The 18,949-nt window shown below is 45.9% G+C and carries 13 protein-coding genes; 3 read left to right on the top strand and 10 right to left on the bottom strand.

Going from position 1 to position 18,949, the window contains the following annotated elements; all coding sequences use genetic code 11:
- Positions 1-57: 57 nt before the first annotated feature.
- The 3 genes from flgK to E4N66_RS10040 all read right to left on the bottom strand — a co-directional run bounded on the left by flgK (position 58) and on the right by E4N66_RS10040 (position 4,576).
- Positions 58-1,935 carry a flagellar hook-associated protein FlgK gene (flgK, locus tag E4N66_RS10050; RefSeq protein WP_253727912.1) on the bottom strand — a complete coding sequence of 626 codons (1,878 nt, stop codon included), beginning with the start codon at positions 1,933-1,935 and terminating at the stop codon, positions 58-60.
- Positions 1,936-1,966: 31 nt separating this feature from the next.
- Positions 1,967-2,461: a hypothetical protein gene (locus tag E4N66_RS10045; protein ID WP_253673897.1), complete on the bottom strand. Its 495-nt coding sequence runs from the start codon at positions 2,459-2,461 to the stop codon at positions 1,967-1,969.
- Between the two features lie 582 nt (positions 2,462-3,043).
- Entirely contained in the window at positions 3,044-4,576 is a 1,533-nt protein-coding gene (locus E4N66_RS10040; RefSeq protein ID WP_253727911.1) for a hypothetical protein, read from the bottom strand.
- 245 nt (positions 4,577-4,821) lie between these two features.
- Between E4N66_RS10040 and E4N66_RS10035 the strand changes: the two genes are divergently transcribed.
- Entirely contained in the window at positions 4,822-5,595 is a 774-nt protein-coding gene (locus E4N66_RS10035) for an oxygen-binding di-iron domain-containing protein (protein WP_253727910.1), read from the top strand.
- 10 nt (positions 5,596-5,605) lie between these two features.
- Positions 5,606-6,463, top strand: coding sequence for a methyl-accepting chemotaxis protein (locus E4N66_RS10030; RefSeq protein ID WP_253673902.1), 858 nt, complete (start codon positions 5,606-5,608; stop codon positions 6,461-6,463).
- Positions 6,464-6,560: 97 nt separating this feature from the next.
- Here the strand turns inward: E4N66_RS10030 and E4N66_RS10025 are convergent, their stop codons facing one another.
- The 6 genes from E4N66_RS10025 to hisS form a co-directional block, all read right to left on the bottom strand.
- Positions 6,561-8,654, bottom strand: coding sequence for a methyl-accepting chemotaxis protein (locus E4N66_RS10025; protein WP_253673904.1), 2,094 nt, complete (start codon positions 8,652-8,654; stop codon positions 6,561-6,563).
- Positions 8,655-8,723: 69 nt separating this feature from the next.
- Entirely contained in the window at positions 8,724-9,359 is a 636-nt protein-coding gene (locus E4N66_RS10020; protein WP_235619756.1) for a hypothetical protein, read from the bottom strand.
- A gap of 88 nt (positions 9,360-9,447) precedes the next feature.
- Positions 9,448-10,119 (bottom strand): tetratricopeptide repeat protein, encoded by a 672-nt coding sequence (locus E4N66_RS10015; RefSeq protein WP_044013629.1) that lies wholly within the window; start codon positions 10,117-10,119, stop codon positions 9,448-9,450.
- A 154-nt stretch (positions 10,120-10,273) separates the two neighbouring features.
- Positions 10,274-11,758 (bottom strand): sigma 54-interacting transcriptional regulator, encoded by a 1,485-nt coding sequence (locus E4N66_RS10010; protein WP_253727909.1) that lies wholly within the window; start codon positions 11,756-11,758, stop codon positions 10,274-10,276.
- A gap of 20 nt (positions 11,759-11,778) precedes the next feature.
- Positions 11,779-14,184, bottom strand: coding sequence for a 30S ribosomal protein S1 (gene rpsA / locus E4N66_RS10005; protein ID WP_253727908.1), 2,406 nt, complete (start codon positions 14,182-14,184; stop codon positions 11,779-11,781).
- A complete protein-coding gene (gene hisS, locus E4N66_RS10000) occupies positions 14,181-15,554 on the bottom strand; it encodes a histidine--tRNA ligase (protein WP_253727907.1) in 1,374 nt (457 codons plus the stop codon). Before hisS ends, rpsA begins: the two co-directional genes overlap by 4 nt.
- A gap of 175 nt (positions 15,555-15,729) precedes the next feature.
- Here hisS and E4N66_RS09995 point away from each other — a divergent pair, with 175 nt between their 5' ends.
- Positions 15,730-16,809, top strand: coding sequence for a 6-phosphofructokinase (locus E4N66_RS09995; RefSeq protein WP_044013622.1), 1,080 nt, complete (start codon positions 15,730-15,732; stop codon positions 16,807-16,809).
- A gap of 16 nt (positions 16,810-16,825) precedes the next feature.
- Here the strand turns inward: E4N66_RS09995 and fusA are convergent, their stop codons facing one another.
- The gene (gene fusA, locus E4N66_RS09990; protein ID WP_044013620.1) at positions 16,826-18,889 is read right to left on the bottom strand and encodes an elongation factor G; all 2,064 of its coding nucleotides are present in this window, start codon (positions 18,887-18,889) and stop codon (positions 16,826-16,828) included.
- Between the last annotated feature and the right edge of the window lie 60 nt (positions 18,890-18,949).

Here is an 18,949-nt window from a genome sequence, read left to right as displayed (position 1 = left end):
CCGCTTTTATTCTGCGGCTTCGATTAGTCACCGCCCCCTGATATATTTACACATGGCCTAGACACCGAGGCGGTTGATGATAGTATCGAGCATCTCGTTGACGGTAGCGACAAAACGAGCAGTCGCATTGTAGCCGTGCTGGAATTTAATAATATCCGCCAATTCTTCGTCGATGTTGACACCGGAAATTGAGTCGCGCATATCGCGGAGTTCCTTGCCGATAGCGGTTTGTGTATTCAACGCAAGCTCGGATTGTTCGCCCTTTAAGCCCATATTGGTAACAGCCTCGGCGAAGAATTCGTCAAAGGTGCGGGTGTTGCCGACCATAACCGGCGTATTCCGTATCTTTGCGATAGCGACGGCGGCACGGTTGTCTCCGGGGTAGGGAATACCTTCAGGACTGGGGTAACCGGCGGCGATGTTCTGTAAATCGCTTACGACAACCGGATTGATTTCCATCCAGCCGGAGGGGTGCGCAATGGGGGAAACTGCATACTGTGCCCCTTCCTGCGACAGTACGTTCACCGCATCGGGCTGCTGCCAGTCGTAGGCGTTTTCTGCACCGCTTCCGGTAAGCACGCCGGCGTATCCCGCTAAAAAGCGCCCGGAATCTTCGACGTGTCTGATAACAAAGTCGGGATTTTCGGTATCCTGCGCCGCCGTCCCCTTGAGCACGAGTTTGTTGTTTTGGTCGAGATACGCGACGACTTCTGCGCCGGAACGGTTGATGCGGTCTACAAGGTCGGTGACCATATCGGTGGAAGCGTAGGGTACTTGAACCGTTCCCGTTCCTGCAGAAAGGGTGATTGTCCCTTCCAATCCGATTTGTTCGCGCGGATCAAGGCTATATGCGCCGGTCAAACGGAAGATATATGAAGAATCGTATTCACCGTCGCCGTTCCGATCGAAATTACCGACCGTATTGTTGATAAAATATTGTTCTTTGAAAAAATCGATACCGGTTTTTCCATTTAAGCCCATCGCATTGCGGTGAATATCGTTAACCAAATCGACAAAGTTCATCGCCATCGTATCGAGTTTATTGATTTCGTCGCGGACATCTCCGTCGCGCAGTTCGATAAGGGCAGCCAGCCTGCCGCCGCCGAAGTGCGCAAGATTGCCGGAATCTTCCCATACGACATTGGCATACCCTTCGTTTCCGGTACCGCTCTTAAGTCCGAAGGTGCGGAATGTCCGCCCTTGTACCAACTCCATACCGTCCGAATAAATGATGTAGGATTCGTCGGCATCCACCTTCTCTACAGAGATGGAGATAAGGTCGGCAAGTTTTTCGGTTAAGACGTCTCGCTTATCCATCAAGTCGTTGGGATTGTCGCCCATCGCTTTGACTTTCACGATTTCTTCATTGAGCGCGGCAATCTGCCGGGTAAAGGAGTTTACCTGCTTAACCCGCGCTTCAATGTCGCTGTTGATCATATCGCGGATGCCCTGCAAGCCCCGATACTGATGGTGCACGGCATCGGTCAGCGTTTTTGCACGGGTAGCAACCGTACTGCGCGCCGCCGTCGATTCAGGATAGACTGACAGCTCCTGCCATGAATCCCAAAATTGATCGAGCCGTGTCCGAACGGAAGTATCCTCCGGTTCGTTATACAACTGTTCCAGCATATAGATGTAGGAATCGCGTGTTTCCCAGTACCCCTGCTGATCGGTTTGGGCGACAATCCGCTGATCCAACAGCTCGTCGCGCAGGCGGGTAATGGAGCTGACGGCAACACCCTGTCCGATTTGTCCGGGAGTTTCCGCCCGTGAAAGATCGGGACGGTACAGCGGCTCGTAAGAATCAAGCTGAACACGCTGACGGGTATATCCTTCCGTGGATGAGTTCGATATGTTATGACCGGCAGTTTGAATGGACTGCTGGTGTGCAAATAAACTGCGTTTTCCTAATTCAATCGAAGCAAATGTAGACATTTTTATCACCTTCCTCCTTGAATACTATCCGTTAAAATACCGTATCGATAACCAAACTGCTGTAATTCGATTGGCTCGGCGCACCGGTGCGGGTATAAAATGAAGTTCTTGTACCGATTTCTGCGGCATCCATCATATCTTGTACCAATGTCTGTACGTGTGTAACGTAGGCATCAAGCGTATCGTTTGCCGTTTTTGCAAGCTGTGCTTGCTGTTGCAGACTACGATATAAATAACTGAGCTTTTTTTGATTTTCCGCAGGCAGCAATGCAATGTAGCCGTAAAAATCACGTCCATCTTCGTTATACGGATCGAGCTGATTGAGAAGCAAAAAGCACTGCTTATCGAGCCGTAAAAACTCATTGGAAGCCTCCGTACTTTTCAGTACGCAGCGTTCAATACCTTCCCATGAACGGTTCCGCACGGAGTCGGAAAGCTCTTTTTGATATGCATATACTTCTTTCATCACGGTAATTTGCTGCTGCAAGACCTGTTCGATTTTCTCTGCAGCCGATATTTTGTCCATTTTATACCCCTTCTGCTACAGTGTCGGAATTTAGCGGAAAACCTTGAGGACAATCGGGAAACGCATCAGACGTTTTATGAATATTCCCCGCAAAATAAGAGAGTCTACTCGACCAGAGTTGAACCTCTTCGCGGTTCAAATGGCCTCATAGTCTCTCTTATTTTGCGGAATTTAATATATCTGTCTGATGCGTTTCCCTCTTTTAAAATAAGCTGCGTGAAATTTTGGATAAAATTTCACGCAGAAGGAAATGCATCAGACGTTTCATGAATATTCCGCGCAAAATAAGAGAGGCTGTTCAACCTTTCCTTTTGAAAATATGCATACCGTCTACAGCGTTGCAGAGTGAATACCAGTCCTCGACGTGCAAAAAGCACGCCTGCGGGTGTTATTCGCTCTGCGCCTTGTATCCAGTACCACTATTTTCAAAAGGCTAACGGAAAGGTCATTACCAAAGCTACAACTTCTATTTTGCGGAATTTAATATATCTGTCTGATGCGTTTCCCTTCTTTCATAGAAGAAAAAAAATGCACGAAATTTTGAGGAAAATTTCGTGCATGCAGTATGAGGTGCGTTTTGTTTTATAGATTTAGCAAAGTTGAAAGTGCTTTCAAGTTTGCGGTAATTTCGTCTTGAATGGTTTGCCACTCATTAACCTTTGTTTCAAGCACTTTAACCGTCTCTTTAGGCATCACAATATCCTCAAGGATGTTTTTGCTGAATATAACCGATGCATCGGTTCCGAGCTTAAGAGTATGCTTTTCCTTCTCGAGTTCCTCCATCTCAATGTTGATGGTATCGATGTTATACGTAATCATATCCGGCGCTTTTATAACACTCCCTGATGCCTGCATTGAGGCCGCTATGCTTTCGTTCATGTTGTCATTACGCGAGGGTGTTATATCCATGTCCATACCGATTTTAAAGTTTTCGTTCTGTTTTGCGGTATCGGCATAAAATGAACCATGCATATCAAAAACCGGAAGCAGCGGAGTATCGGGATTATCCGTAAAAGATACGGAGACGGAACAATCGATATCGGCTGCCGTGTCGGTTACAGAGCCCTTAGAAGCAAACACACAGGATACTATACTCGCCTTCGAGTCTTTATCTGCGGTATTAGACCCTGTAATATTGAGCGTGTATGTCATGCCGTCGATCGGGTTTTCATAATTTTTGATGCCGCAGCCGAATGTGACTATCTCTTTTCCGCTGACAGCAACCGTATACTGAGCTTTTTCAACAAGGTTATCCTTAACGGTCAGCTCTTCCGTAAAGGTACAGTCTTTTATGTTATCTTTTATTTCCGTATTAAATTTTTCTTCAATCTCTTTAAATTCTTTTTCTAAGAGTTTTTCATAAAACTTCCAGAGGAATGTTAAGCGGTTATCGTTTTTTACCGCATCTATCAGCGCAGGGATAAATTTAATGACATCATCATTATTGAATACGATGGAATACGTATCACCGTTCCGTGTGATAACTGCGTTCTTATAGAGAATATCTTGCGCTTTATCATAGCGTTTTTGCGAGGCTTTATTCGGACGGATGGAACTCAGTGTTCTCAATGTATTGTAGGTTAAATCGATATTGAGATTTGTGGGAAATTCCTTAGAGTCGATAAGCGCAAGGGCTTTCCCGAGGTCTTGTGCAGGAATGGAAAATGTTTTATTGAATATCGAAGGACTCGCCGCTTCAATATTTTTTTGCCCGATAATAATATTTATCAGGTCGGTTTTCTCTTCGTTTATTAAAATATTATTCAATGCATACGAATACTTAAATGCCTTAGCCTTTTTATCGTTGATCCAAAGCCCTGTTATACCGATTTTATTTGCGATCATCGTATCGGCAATCGTTTTTGTTTGTAATATGCCTTGCGCTTTAGGCCCTTGCAGATCATAGTCGGTAAGGAAAAATTCTGCTTTTGCAGAGCCGTTATCAAAAACATCACTGCGCAGCATAAAATTATTTTCAAATTTTTCGAATGCACTGATAAGCTTTTCGGTCGATGCCTTTTTAATGCTTATGATATTCTTTGTATCTTTATTACCGCATGATACCGTAAAAATAAGCATCATAAGGGTAAAGACACATAATTTGACGTATTTCATATTATATACTCCTTTGCAGAAACGGGCTTTTTGCTCGAAATCCAGCCGTACTATATACTTTTTTTTGATATTTGTCAGCATCTCTTAAAAGCTGAATGGACGTACACTATGCATATCGTGTGCTTGTCTATCGCCTAATTTATCGGTATACTGCGTTTGTATATTGTTAAGGGAAACCTCTAAAAAACTCGGTTTTTTAGAGATGCCCTAAATACAGTCTTTGAATACGAGGTGATAGAAAAATAATGACACGCGATACAAATATGCAAGGTAAGATCCTTTACGAAGATGAAAATCATAAATTTATCTGGCTGGGCGGCGAAACAAAATACCGGAAGGGTGCCGTACAGACCATGCAGTATCTCATCATTGATAACGGCCGCGGTATTCTGCTGGATCCGGGCGGGGTACATCTTTTTTCACAGGTAGTAACCGCCGTCAGTAGATTTATATCAGTAGATAAAATAGACATCATCTTTTTCTCTCATCAAGATCCCGATGTATCTTCGGGCATCGCTCTGTGGCTTGGTGTTACACAGGCACAGATTTATATTTCTTCTCTTTGGCTCCGTTTTATGCCTCACTTCGGTATTGTTGACGTTTCACGTATGACCGGTATCCCCGATAAAGGGATGAGCGTTTCTTTACCTTCCGGCAACAAAATACGTTATATTCCCTCCCACTTTATGCATTCTCCGGGGCAGTTTTCACTCTTTGACGAATGTTCCCGTATTTTGTTCAGCGGCGATATCGGTGCTGCGGTGTTTGAGAAAGAGGAAGATGAAACGCTCTTTATCGATGATTTCCAAAAGCATATCCCGTTGATCGAACCGTTCCATGTCCGATATATGGCAGCCAATAAGATTGTCAAGCGCTGGGTTGAAGCTGTACGGCTATTAAATCCTATCATTATTGCGCCGCAGCACGGGGCTATTTATACAGACGACAAGGTAGAGCTCTTCTTAAATTGGCTTTCTCATTTGCAATGCGGAGTCGATTATCTTGATAGGTTATTTTAGGGAATAATATATGGTAGATGAACAAGCAGCTCTGCAGAATTTTGCCGATTTAGTAGATAAAATTGTTGTTAAGTACAATAAAGGTGTTGTATTAGACTATGTAACGCGACATTCGTTTCAAATTATCAATAGCTCCATGGAGCAGCTGGAGCAACGGTTTGAAACAATCCTTTCAGTATTTGAAGAAATCCAAAAAGAGAGTAGCTCTTCTGCTGCGAATGCGAACCATGTAGATGATTTATTAGATGCGGTGCTTAGCGGACGAAAAACACTGCAAAAAGAAATCCATAATCGGCTTGGTGAAATCGATGAAGCGGCAGCCACTGCACGAACCACAGCAGCCTCATTTGAAACGCTCAAAGAACACACCGGTGAAGTTAAAGCGATGGTCTCAGATATCCAAAACATTTCGATAAAAACCGGTATTTTGGCTATTAATGCTTCAATTGAAGCCGCTCATGCAGGCAAGGCGGGCGACGGTTTTAGAATTATTGCAAATGAGGTACGAAACCTTTCTACCAAAACCGGCACCTTTGCTAAAATGATTGAGACAAAAATGGCTGAGTTACAGTCATCGGTAAAAAGCATCAGTGAAAGTATGACCCTTTTTATTTCACTCTTTTCAAAGTTTCAAGAATCATTCACCGGTATTCTTTCCACCTATGATAAAAATTCAGAGACTTTGGATGCAGCCGGTCTTGCGTTGGCAGAAATATCCTCTTCGATTAAAGAGCAGGATACTACTATCCACGGCGGTTTTAGCTCGCTTAAAGATATTGAAGCATTCTTAAAAGAGACAAGCGCCGTATTGGAAGTAGTACAGACCAGCCACCGGCATTTGGGTACCTTATTGCAGAAAAAAGAATAGAGGAAACGTTGTTGCGGTTCTAAACCATTGCCGTCCTCGTCCAAAAATGTTTTCAGAACTACACTTTTGAGCCACGGCGGATTCTTAGGTTAAACCCCTAATTGATCTTAAATTTTCCCACTTCATTTGCCAGTTTTTCGATACTTTCTCGGTTCTTCTGCGTCATCATATTGACTTCTTGTACGGCATTATTGATCTGTATGGCGCCCGATGCCATCTCGTTCATGCTGTCGGTGATAGTGCGCGTTAATTCGTCAAGTGTATGCATTTCGTGTGCTGCACCTTCTCCGCCTTTCAACATTTCTTCAGAGCCGGATTGCACTTCCATTGTTACGGTATTGATGTTTTTAATAGCCGATAATATCTCTTTGCTGCCGTGTTCCTGTTCTCTTATTGCAGCGGTTAAAAGATCACTCATCGATTTTACTTGTTCCGCCAATCCAAAAATTAAGTTGAATTTTTCTTCTACGATTTTAGATGAAGCTGACAGTGTTTCAATTTCCGCAGTTAAAGATTTAAGCGTTACCGTAATTGTCTTTCCTTGTATTGCAGAGTCTTCGGAAAGTTTACGGATTTCATCGGCGACAACGGCAAAGCCTTTTCCTGCTTCTCCCGCATGAGCCGCCTCGATAGCTGCGTTCATTGCAAGCAGGTTGGTTTGTGAGGCAATATGCTGAATAACGTTAGAGGCTTCCATTAAAGAACCGGATTCTTCGGAAATCTTCTGTGTTACCGTATTGGAAGTTACCAAGGCTGCCTTTCCGTCACCCGTGGCGGAAACAAAGTTTTTAATAATTTGATCGGTTTTTCCGAGTGTTTGCCCGATCGAAGCAATATTTGCAACCATCTGCTCTATTGAAGACGAAGATTGTGCGACGCTGCCTGCTTGCGTTTCGATGCTGCTATTCAATTGCTTGATTGTTCTGATAATCTCTTCAACGGTTGCCGCCGTTTCGGTAACACTTGCCGCTTGGTTGATCATCTTCTCTTTTACCGTTTCTGTTGTTGCCGTAATTTGCCGTATTGCACTTGCGGTTTCAAGCATATTATCTGCAAGATTGGTACCCGTGACCTCCATATCAGCTGTATTTGCTTCTATGGAACGGATAGCTCCGGCTATCTTTCCGATTGTTTCGTTAAAGTACTGTGCTATATCGGTAAGCTCGTCTTTTCCCTTAACAGGCAGCGAGACCGTTAAGTCTCCCGTTCCCTGTGCTATTTCTTTGAGCGCATCCGCTGTCTTCTGCAGCGATCGTGAAAGTCCGAGTGAGACTGCATAAATAATACAAACCACCAAGATGACCAATATCGTATCGATAATAATGATAAGTCTAATGGCGCCCATGTATTTTTGACGATAATCCGTTGCAATAAGTGTCCAGCCCGTTGTCGGGATCTTTGCGTATGCAGCATCTTTTACCGCGCCTTTATATTCATAAGAGCCGGAACCGGAAGTTGTCGATTGAACGGCGGTATGTTCAAAATTTCCGACACTTTCAAGGCTTTTATCCGATTGAGATTTTACGTAGGAATTTTCTTGCGAATAAATGAGCTCGAGGTCATGGTCGGCAACAGTAGTGCCGTCTTTATCAAGGATATAAACCTCGCCGGTTTCTCCGATTTTTACATTCCGTATTGTTTCATATATTTTTAAGCCGTCATATACGGTTGCGATTGTGCCTATGATCGTTTTGTGTTTTCCGTAGATGGGCGCTGCTACCGTACAGACCAACGAGCCGTCTTTAAAGGAAGAGTACGGCGTACTAATGAAAAATTCCCCTTGTATGCTCTTTTGGAACCATTCAAGGCTTTTAACGTTTGCCATTGTACCATCTGTCCTATACGCATTTCCTTGGGTGTCGGTTACGAGCATACGTAAGCATCCGTCTTTCTTCGCTATTTCCGCCTCATTTTTTAAAATTTCTATTTTTTCAGACAGAGGAATATCCGTATTTGAAATTACGGAGCCTCGTGCTAATGTTTCCATTTGTGTTCTAAATTTTTCAATATATGTTTGCTCAAATATTGCCGCTTGATTTTGTGCTACTGTTACTAGATGCGATGCCGCTTGCTGCATAAGTGCGATACGGGAGCTGCTGATAGAAATAACATTAATGACTGTCATTGAAACGGCAAATAATAAACCGAAAGTAATTGATAAACGTGCTTTGAGCGGAAATCTTTTGAGCATAACTATCCCTTCTACTTTAATCGTATATTTTATATATCGTTAAAATAGAGCCGCTTATTGAGTGTTTTACTAATTTTTTTCTATTAAAATATATCCGAGGGATTTTAATTCACTGTAGAGCGGAGTAAGTGCTGGTGTGTATCCATAGCTGACAGCATAAAAGTTCACGCACCAGTATATTTCCGTTCCGCTCGAGCTGGCGGCCTGTACATCGTTATCGCCTACGGCGATATTGTCTTTATTAAATGCACGTCTGGTAGGAGAGATTCTAGTATTTCTCTGTGGGATTCCTTTTTGAACTGAGTTTACAATAAGCTTTGCTGGATCGCTAGGAGATGAACCGTAGTCTTGTAAGCGGAAGCGGACAGTAACATCTGCAGAATGTTTATCAATCAATGGACGTGTTGATATCAGATTTGTCTCTAAGCGATAGTATTTCTTTGTTTCTTCCAAATACCTTGCCGCTTCGAACGGGTTATCATCATTATACTTGTCGATTTGACTGCGGTCGTTTTCGCAGTCATCCTTCCGTGCATAGATTCGATAGTAAATTTCGGTTCCTTGAAAGCCTGTCACAGCACTATTTGCCGTATCAGCGGTCTTGAATTGACAGTACCGCTGACTTAAATCTTCACTATTACTGTTCTCACGTACTGAATGCGGCTTTTCAAGATAGGTCAAGTTCGGAATACCGCAGGTTGTCATAAACAGACTGCAGAGACAACAAAAAAGAAAAGTATATCGTTGGTATAAAAGCCGCAACAGCTGCATAGCCCCTTATAGTGTTTTCCCGCTAATTGATGGAAAGTGCAATAATCCGCGATTTTGCAAGCAGTGTCCAATCATTATCGGGATATGATTCCGTAAGTTTGGTATATGCTTCAATCGCTTTGTCCGGATGAGCGAGGGTTTCTTCAAGCCGTCCGATGTTAAACAATGCTCGCGGCTTCAGCGGAAAGTCGTCTGAGGCTGCCGACAAGGTATACAGTTCCAAAGCTTTATCATGCTGCTGCAATTCATCGGCGCAGACTGCTGCATTAAAATAGGCGATACCGGCAGTATACGCTTTCGGAAGAGCCTCTCCTGCCTTTTGGTAAGAGGCGAGTGCTTTTTCCCAATCCTTGCGCAGTACGTAGATTTCGCCGAGGGTTGTGTAGGCTCTAAATGCGGAGTATGAGTGGCCGTTTGCTGCGGCTTGCTTTTCAAGTTTTTCGGCAAGTGCATCTTCTTTAGCCGTCATATCTTCGGCGTTTTTATCCCGTAAATCCGTCCATTCGGAGATTATTGTCTCCGTTTCTACGGATGCCTTTTTCGCCGCGCGTGTAGTGAGTGATGATGCAATCAAAGCGATTGCCGCAACCGCACAGATTGCTCCCAGTATAATGACAATCGGTTTCCGATTCTGAGTTAAAAATTGTCCGCAGCGTTCCGAAAAAGAAAGCGTCTGGTCGTTTTGTTCTGCCATATAGGTCTCCCGTTAATCCTTTGGGCATCTCTAAAAACTTGGTTAGATTTTTAGAGATGCCCGACGAGTTTCAATTTAAGTCTTTTTACTGTAATGACTTAAATTGAAACATCGCAAAATAAATCTAAGGTAAACCTCTAAAAAACTGAAGTTTTTAGAGGTTCTCCTTTATGTTTAGCTCTTTCATTAACCGTGAAAGATATGTTCTTTGAATTTTCAGTATCGAAGCTGCTGCCGTTTGATTCCCGCCGGTTTTCTCCAGTACTGTTCGGATATATGTCCGTTTAAATACGTCTGTCGCGGTTTTAAGGTCGCCGGTTTTTCCGGTTAGTACCGCAGCACCAGAGCGGGGAAATAAATATTCAGCGGTAACGAGCGGCGGACATCCGTTTAAGCATCCGTATTCTACGCTGTTTTTTAGTTCCCTTATATTTTCCTTCCATTCCGCTTGCTGTAACGCCTCTTGCGCATCCGCCGAAAAACCGGTAAAGGGTTTCCGCATTTCCAGTGCTGCCTGGCGCAAAAAAAACTGTGCAAGCGCTTCGATGTCTTCTTTGCGTTGCCGTAACGGCGGTATGTACAGCGGCAGTACGTTTAATTTGCCGTACAGCTCCGACAGAAAGTCTCCTTCGCGAGTTAATCGCTCAAGATCACGGGATGTTGAAGCTATCAACCGTATGTTCCCGCCGCTTTGTTCAAGCTGTAAAATCCTGTCTAAAAGCCTCTTTTGCAGTGAAAGCGGAATGGCCGCCGCCTCATCAAGGAACAAGGTACCGCCTTCGGCTTGTTGAAAACAGCTTTTATCGGAGGCATCAGTAACGGACGTACCGTCCGCAGCACCGCCGAATAAGCGGTGCGCAAGCAGCTGTTCTGCCGGTTCGGTACAGTTCACACGAATAAAGGGATGATCCGCACGGCGGCTGTGAATATGCAGCTGCTTTGCAACCGATGCTTTTCCTACCCCGTTTTCACCTATAATGAGTACCGGTATGTCGGAGAATGCAAGCTGTTTGCAGAGCTCAAATTTCTCCCGCATTACCGGACTGGACGCTATAAAAGGTGTTTCTTTCGTTATATATTCTGCTCTTTGCTCCCTCTGCTTTACAGCATCCTCATAAACCTGATATGCGCATGAAGTACGGTAAACCGGTGCAGCGTATCCGGCTACAAGGCTTAATAACGAAAGATCGGACTCTGAAAAATTCCCTCCGTCTTTTTTCCCCACTGCTTGAAGGACACCGATACGTGAATCCTCTACACACAGCGGTACTGCGATAAACCCCGATGCCGAATAAGGTGTTCCGTCCATACCGTTGGAGGTAAAACGGCTTTCCGCATCGGGAGCATTCATTCTTAACGGTTCATTTTGCCGTAACACCCACGCCGCTGCTGCCGGTAATTCTTTTTTTGCGTGCAAGCAATAAAAGGTATCATCGCATATATACGCAATCGCTTGAGCCTTTTCCAGCGTTTTGTCCGCTAAAAAAAGAGAAGCAGCGGTACTATCCACTGCTTGCATACTCGAACGGAGAATTATTTCGAGCAAGGTATCACCCGAAGCCGAAGCTCCGCGGGTGAATAAGGGGGTGTTGATGAGAGCAGCTAATCTTTCGGGTAAAATACGGCCTGAGATATACATACGCTGCTCTCACAGCAAAACTATTCCGATGCTTTATTCTTCATAAGATCGCCCAACGTAAAAGCTCCCTCGCCGTCTTCTTGTTTGGTGGACATATAGCGTGAGAGTTCTTCTTGTTGAAGGCGCTTCTTATAGTCGCGGATTGAAAAAGCTGTTTTCTTATCCTTAACATTAACGTCAAGAACAGCTGCTTTTACTTTATCGCCGACAGCATATTTCTTTAATACTTCGTCGGGATTATCTTCGCGGTTTTCTACAAGATTTTGCTTGTGAATAAGGCCTTCGATATCACCGGGCACTTTTACGAATATACCAAAGTCCGTTACCGAGGTAACTTCGCCTTCAACGGTTGAACCGGGTTTATATGCCTCTGCAAAGGTCTTCCACGGATCATCGCTTAACTGCTTTACGCCGAGGCGGACACGGTGTTCTGCTGGATTGCATTCGATAACGATTACTTCAAGGTCTTGACCTGCTTCAAGCTCGCTATTCGGGTGGCGTACCCGTTTTGTCCACGAAAGATCATCGACATGCAAGAATCCGTCGATTCCCTCTTCAAGCTCGATAAAAGCACCGGCGTTAGTCAGTTTAACCACTTTGCGGGTTAAGCGGGTGCCTACAGGATAGCGTTCGCCGATATTATCCCACGGATTTGCCGTTACCTGTTTTAAGCCGAGCGAGACCCGTCCAGCTTGAATATCGTAGCCGAGGATCATACATTCAACTTCATCGCCGATTTTAACCATATCGCTCGGTTTGCTTACCTTTTTCACCCAGCTGAATTCGCTGATGTGTACAAGACCTTCGATACCTTCGGATAATTCTACAAAGGCGCCGAAATCGGTAATCTTTGTAACATGACCTTTTACGATATCGTTTACTTGGAATTTATCTTCAAATTCAAGCCATGGATCAGGTGTAAAATGCTTTAATGAAAGATTGATGCGCTTTTCAGCCGGATCAAGTCTGATAACTTTTAGATCGATTTCTTGACCTTTTTTAACGAAATCTTTCGGCCGGGTAACATGGCCCCAGCTCATATCGTTGATATGGAGCAAACCGTCAAAACCGCCGAGATCGATAAATGCTCCAAAGCTGGTAAAGCTTTTTACGGTACCTTTTACAACGTCACCGATATTGGTATTTTCAAAAAATGCCTCGCGGTTTTTTTCCAGCGTATCTTCAAGATATTTTCTTCTATTAACTACAATATTGTCTCTGTTTCCCTTGCGGTCAAAGACCATCTTTTCAATATAGAAAGATCCCTTTTCGCCTAACAGGGATTCAGGCTTGTCTACTTTCTGCGCAGCAGCTTGACTGATCGGTAAGAATGCAATCATGTTTGCACCGAGATCAACATCATACCCGCTTTTGTTCACCAGCTTTTTGATAACACCTGTTACCGGCGTTTTATTCCGATATGCATTTTGCAAGTCTTTGCGTAAAATGTTACGGTCTGCTTTTTCTTTCGAAATAATCAGCTTACCGTCAGTTGCCTCGGTCTTTTCAATGTATACCTGTACGGTATCGCCGATCTGAGGTTCTTCAGTAAATTCTTCGCGTGCGACACGCCCTTCGGATTTACCGCCAACGTCAATAAAAACCGAATCATCGGTTATCGCGATAATACGGCCTTCTTTTAATGTTCCGACTTCAGGAGATTCAAAATTTAAATACTCCTCTGGTAATTGTGTTTGGATGCTCTGATCGGAATTTGTAACTGCATCCATTGCCACTTCCTTTTGTTCCATAAATAACCCTTTATCGTGTATTTTGTCTTTTATTTTCTCACAAACCTGCATTATGGTCAAGTCCGATGTATCTAAATAGAAGGCATCTTCGGCAATTTTTAAACTGCCTTCTTTTTTATTCCGGTCGATAGCATCCCGTTCTTCAATGCTCTTGAGTATTTCGGCTTCCGAGAGATTGCTGGTACCTTGTCCGAATCGTCGCCGTGCCCGTGCCTCGGCGGAAGCGTCGAGGTATACCTTGCATTCGGCATCGGGAAATACCACGGTGGTCATATCTCTGCCTTCACAGACGATGTTCAGTTTTGCTGCAGCGGCGCGGATTTTGTTGTTGATGAGGTGCCGAATTGGCACGATCGCAGAGAGAGCAGCGACAACCGATTCCACAGCATCGCTGCGGAGATATGCTTCCACACAGGAGCCGTCTAAATACATTCCATCCCGCTTATATTCAAGCGAGACGGTTTTTGCAAAGTCTGTCCACTTTGCTTCGTTTTCCAAATCCGGTTTTTCTGCGCCGACGCCGCTTTCATCCCCGCCTAATGACCGCAGAACTGCGAGGGTGAGCGCACGGTAAAAGCTGCCGGTGTTCATAAAGGTGAAGCCCAAATCCGCCGCGATCATTTTTGCAACGGTACTTTTCCCCGAACCTGCCGGGCCGTCTATCGCAATAATCATTGTTTACCGCCTTTTAGAGCTGCCGGAACATCTTTTAATAATAGGTTGGTTTCCGTCCGGGTCGGCAGGTGTTTAAGGCGCATCGACATTTCGGCACAGTTCTGCGATGCCGGAGAAACGGAGGTACCGTTCGGTTCGTTATTGCTATCGGAACCTTCCGGCAGCGGCTCGATAAAAAGCCCCCAGTCGATGCCTTTCTTTTCGGCATAGCCGTACTGCTGCTGTATCTTTTTAGGTTCGGGGAATACTTCTACACGGCAGCCGCATTGTTCCAGATAAGTCGCCGCTGCGCTGTTCCGGCGAATGGAGTTGCCTTTCTCGTAAAATACGATTGCGTCGATAAAACCGGCCTCTTTGGAACCGATGCCGAGCTGCTCCAGTCCTGCGAGGAGACGGTCAAGTCCGATCGAAGCGCCGACCCCGCTTACCGTATCCTTCATGTAGAGCCCCGTTAAATTGTCGTAGCGGCCGCCGGAACAAACCGAGCCAAGTTGCGGAAGGTCGGTTAAAAAGGTTTCATACACAATGCCGGTGTAGTAGTCAAGGCCGCGCGTAATGGAGGGGTCGAGTATGAAACTTTCCGCGATACCTGCGTCGCATAGGAGCTGATATACGTCCCGCAACCGGTCGGTATCGGGGGCGGCACCTCCCGCAAGCGCTTCTATGTGCGCAAGGATTGTTTCAAAATCGCTGCCAGCCGAAAGGCCGCTGCTGTATTGCACGATTTTTTCAGCTTTTTCAGCTCCGGCAATTTCCGCGAGTTGTTCGATTACCTCCTCTTTGCCGATTTTTGCCAATTTATCGACAATGCGGAGAATGTCTTCGCTTTTATCCTTTAGATCCAGCCTGTCCAAAAACCGGTTGAATATGCCGCGGTGCGAAATATGAATACGGAAGTTTGTAACGCCGAGCGCTTTGAGAGCACTATACATAACTTTTAGGATCTCAAAATCGGTATAGGCACAGTCCGAACCGACGCTGTCAAAATCACATTGAATAAATTCGCGGTAACGCCCCGCCTGCGGTTTTTCGCCGCGCCAGACTTTTGCAATATGATATCGCTTAAACGGAAAATATAATTCGCCGTAGTGCTCCGCAATAAAGCGGGCAAAGGGAACGGTCAGGTCAAAACGAAGCGCAATGTCCCGGCCGCCGTTATCGTTAAAACGGAATACTTGCTTTTCGGTTTCCCCATTGCTTTTGCGCAATAGCACTTCGGAATATTCCAAAGCAGGGGTGTCGATGGGCACAAACCCTGCATTTCTAAATACATTAGTAACGGTTTCGATTAAAAGAGCCCGCCGTATTTCATCGCGCGGCAAAAAATCTCTAAACCCTTTAAGAACTTTCGGTTGTATCAATTCACTCATTTTTTCAGTATACTGAAACTTTCCGTTTGTTACCAGTGTAATTCCACACCGCCTGTTTTCAAAAGGAAAGGTTGAGCAGCCCCAATTATTCTGCGGGGCTGTTAAAAAACAATCTGATGCGTTTGCCCGGATTTTTTCGCTTGCATAAGCGGGGAAAGCAGGGTATTCTCTTTATATGACTACACATAAACGCCTCGGCATTTTAACATCGGGGGGCGATGCTCCCGGATTAAACGCTGCTATCAGAGCTTTAGCTCGGACAGCGATGAACCGTTACGGAATGGAAGTGGTCGGTATTGAGCAAGGATACCGCGGACTCATCGAAAATAAGTACCATATATTGACGGAGCAAGATCTTTCCGGCATCCTCGCGCGCGGGGGGACGATCTTGGGTGCTTCCCGTGAAAAACCGTTTAAAGACCGCGGCTGGCGTAATGCGGACGGCAGCGGGGCGGTGGACTGTATCAAAAAAAACTACAAAGACTTACGTTTAGACTGTCTTGCCGTTCTTGGCGGTAATGGGTCGCAGACTACTGCCGATATGCTCGTAGATGAAGGGCTGAACATCATCGGTATTCCGAAAACCATCGACAACGATATTGTGCATAATGATATGAGCTTCGGCTTCCACACCGCGCTTGATATTGCAACGGATGCGATCGACCGGCTGCATACGACGGCGGCAAGTCATAACCGTATTATGGTGATAGAAATTATGGGGCATAAGGCGGGATGGCTTGCGCTCTACGCGGGTATTGCCGGCGGCAGCGATGTCATTATCATCCCGGAAATCCCCTATCGGATTGAAGCAATAGCCGAGCACTTACAGGAACGCCGTAGAAAAGGAAAAAACTTTTCAGTTGTTGCAGTCGCTGAAGGCGCCGTATCGTTTAGCGAAAAGGATATGAACAAAAAAGCTTTAAAGGAAGCGCGTAAATCTATGGTCGGTTCAATCGGCTATCGGGTTGCAGGGGAGATAGAAGCGGCTACCGGCGCCGATGCACGGGTGACGGTGCTCGGCTATTTACAGCGCGGCGGTACTCCTTCAGGTTATGACCGTATATTGGCGACGCGCTTCGGCGCTGCTGCTGCCGAGTTCGCCGCGGAGGAACGATACGGGGTTATGACAGCTCTGCAACAGGGTGTTATCACTGCCGTACCGCTCAGTAAGGTCGCCGATAAGGTTAAAAAAGTACCGGAAGACCACCCGATGATTCGTGCCGCGTGGGATGTCGGCACCTGTTTTGCCGGTTAACTTACCGGCTATGCGATTAGCTGCCGAGACCGCCTTTTTTAATTTCAAAATGGCTAAAGCTCATCGTAAAAGAGGCGCGGCCCTGCGTAACGGAACGTAAATCGGTGGAAAAGCCGAAGAGTTTCGCCATCGGCGCTTGTGCATGAACAACATCGATATTCGGCTTTGAATCCATGCCGAGTACCATGCCGCCGCGCTGCGTCATCTGACTCATCGCATCTCCGACAAATTCCTTAGGACAGAGGATATCGACATTCATTACCGGCTCAAGCAGTTCGGGGGCGGCTTTTTGGCACGCCTCGTCAAAGCCCATCGCAGCGGCGGCTTCAAACGCGAAGGTTGTCGCAGTCAGCTCGTCGTATTGGGCATCGATGAGGGTTACGCCGATGTCTACGCACGGATAGCCGTATTGAATACCCGAATTAAAGGCGCCGCGAATCGCGTGTTCCACCGCCTCGACAATATCTTCAGGCAGGGAATGCGCCTGCGGAGTGCCTCCCGTAGAAACCTTAACCGTGTTCTTAAAGCTGTTTCCCGAACCTCGTTCAAGCGGTTCGATACGGAGTGTGAGCTGTGCTGTCTGTTCTTTGCCGGCGAGCACCTTGCTGAACCGCTCGGTGTGTTCTACCGTTTGTGTAACGGATTCGCGGTAGGTTACCTGCGGCTTGCCGATACGGGCTTCCACCTTAAAATCCTGCAGCATACGGGTTGTAAGAACATCCAAATGCAGCTCGCCCATACCTGAGATAATGAGCTGTCCCGTTTCCGCATCCTCACGGCTTATAAAGGTAGGATCTTCCCGTGATAGAATCGCGAGTGTTTCTTTGAGTTTATCACTTTCCGAAAGACTTTTCGGTTCGATTGCTACGGAGATAACCGGTTCGGGGAACTGCATGGATTCAAGGAGTATCGGCATTCCCTCACTGCCGAGTGTGTCGCCCGTTTGTGCCAATTTGAGCCCGACAAATACGGCAATATCGCCCGCTTCCACGCTGTCCATCGGTTCGGATTTATTGGAGTGCATCCGCAGGATACGGCCGATCCGCTCACGTTTTTTCTTGCCAACATTATATACCTGATCGCCTGCCTTTATTTTTCCCGAATACATGCGGACATAACAGAGCGCGCCCGCTTCTCGGTCATATTGAATCTTAAAGACCAAGCCGAGCGGCACGCCGTCGCTTTTGCAGGGAACGGAAACAGGCGTTTCTTTTTTCAGCTGAATTCCTTCGGCAGGTGCAACTTCATCGGGAGCAGGGAGATAGTCTACGATAGCATCGATGAGCGGCTGAATACCGGTATTGCGCCGTGAAGATCCGCACAAAAACGGAATATACTGCCGTTTGAGTACCGCGGTACGGATTTCTTTTTTAATCAAGTCTGCCGGAATGGGTTCTCCTTCAAGCATCAACTCCGTTACCGTATCGGAGTAGGCGGAAACAACATCCAGCATTTTTTCGCGGTATTTTTCCGCCTCCGCACGGTATTGGTCGGAAAGCGGGCTGCGGGTGAATTTTTCCCCTTCGGTTTCCGCATCCCAGCGGATTTCTTCCATTGTTATAAGGTCGATAACGCCTTCAAAACTTTCTGCACTGCCGATGGGAATTTCAAGCGGCATTACCGTGCAGCCGAATTTCTCTTTGACATCCTCCATCGCCGCAAAAAAATCGGCGCCGATTCTATCCATCTTGTTTACAAAACAGATGCGCGGTACGTGGTAGTGATCCGCCTGCCGCCACACCGTTTCCGTCTGCGGTTGCACCCAGCCTACCGCACAGAGTACGGCAACCGCGCCGTCGAGTACGCGCAGTGAGCGTTCTACCTCGGCGGTAAAGTCAACGTGTCCGGGTGTGTCGATAATATTGATTTGATGATCACGCCAATAGGTTGTCGTTGCAGCACTTTGAATGGTGATACCCCGATCTTGTTCCTGCTGCATCCAGTCCATTGCCGCCGCTCCGTCATCAATTTCTCCGATACGGTGAATTTTTCCGGTATAAAAAAGAATACGTTCGGTTGTTGTTGTTTTTCCGGCATCGATATGCGCCATAATGCCGATATTTCGCATAGTGTTAAGCACGCGCTGCTCCTTGTTACTATTGAGAAGTGCCGATAAATCTATTTTAAAATTAACCGGTAC

It is taken from the genome of Treponema sp. OMZ 857, from assembly GCF_024181085.1.
Classification (GTDB): Bacteria; Spirochaetota; Spirochaetia; order Treponematales; family Treponemataceae; genus Treponema.
The sequence above is the reverse complement of the archived record's forward strand: the minus strand, read 5'-3'. Positions and strand labels throughout refer to the sequence as shown.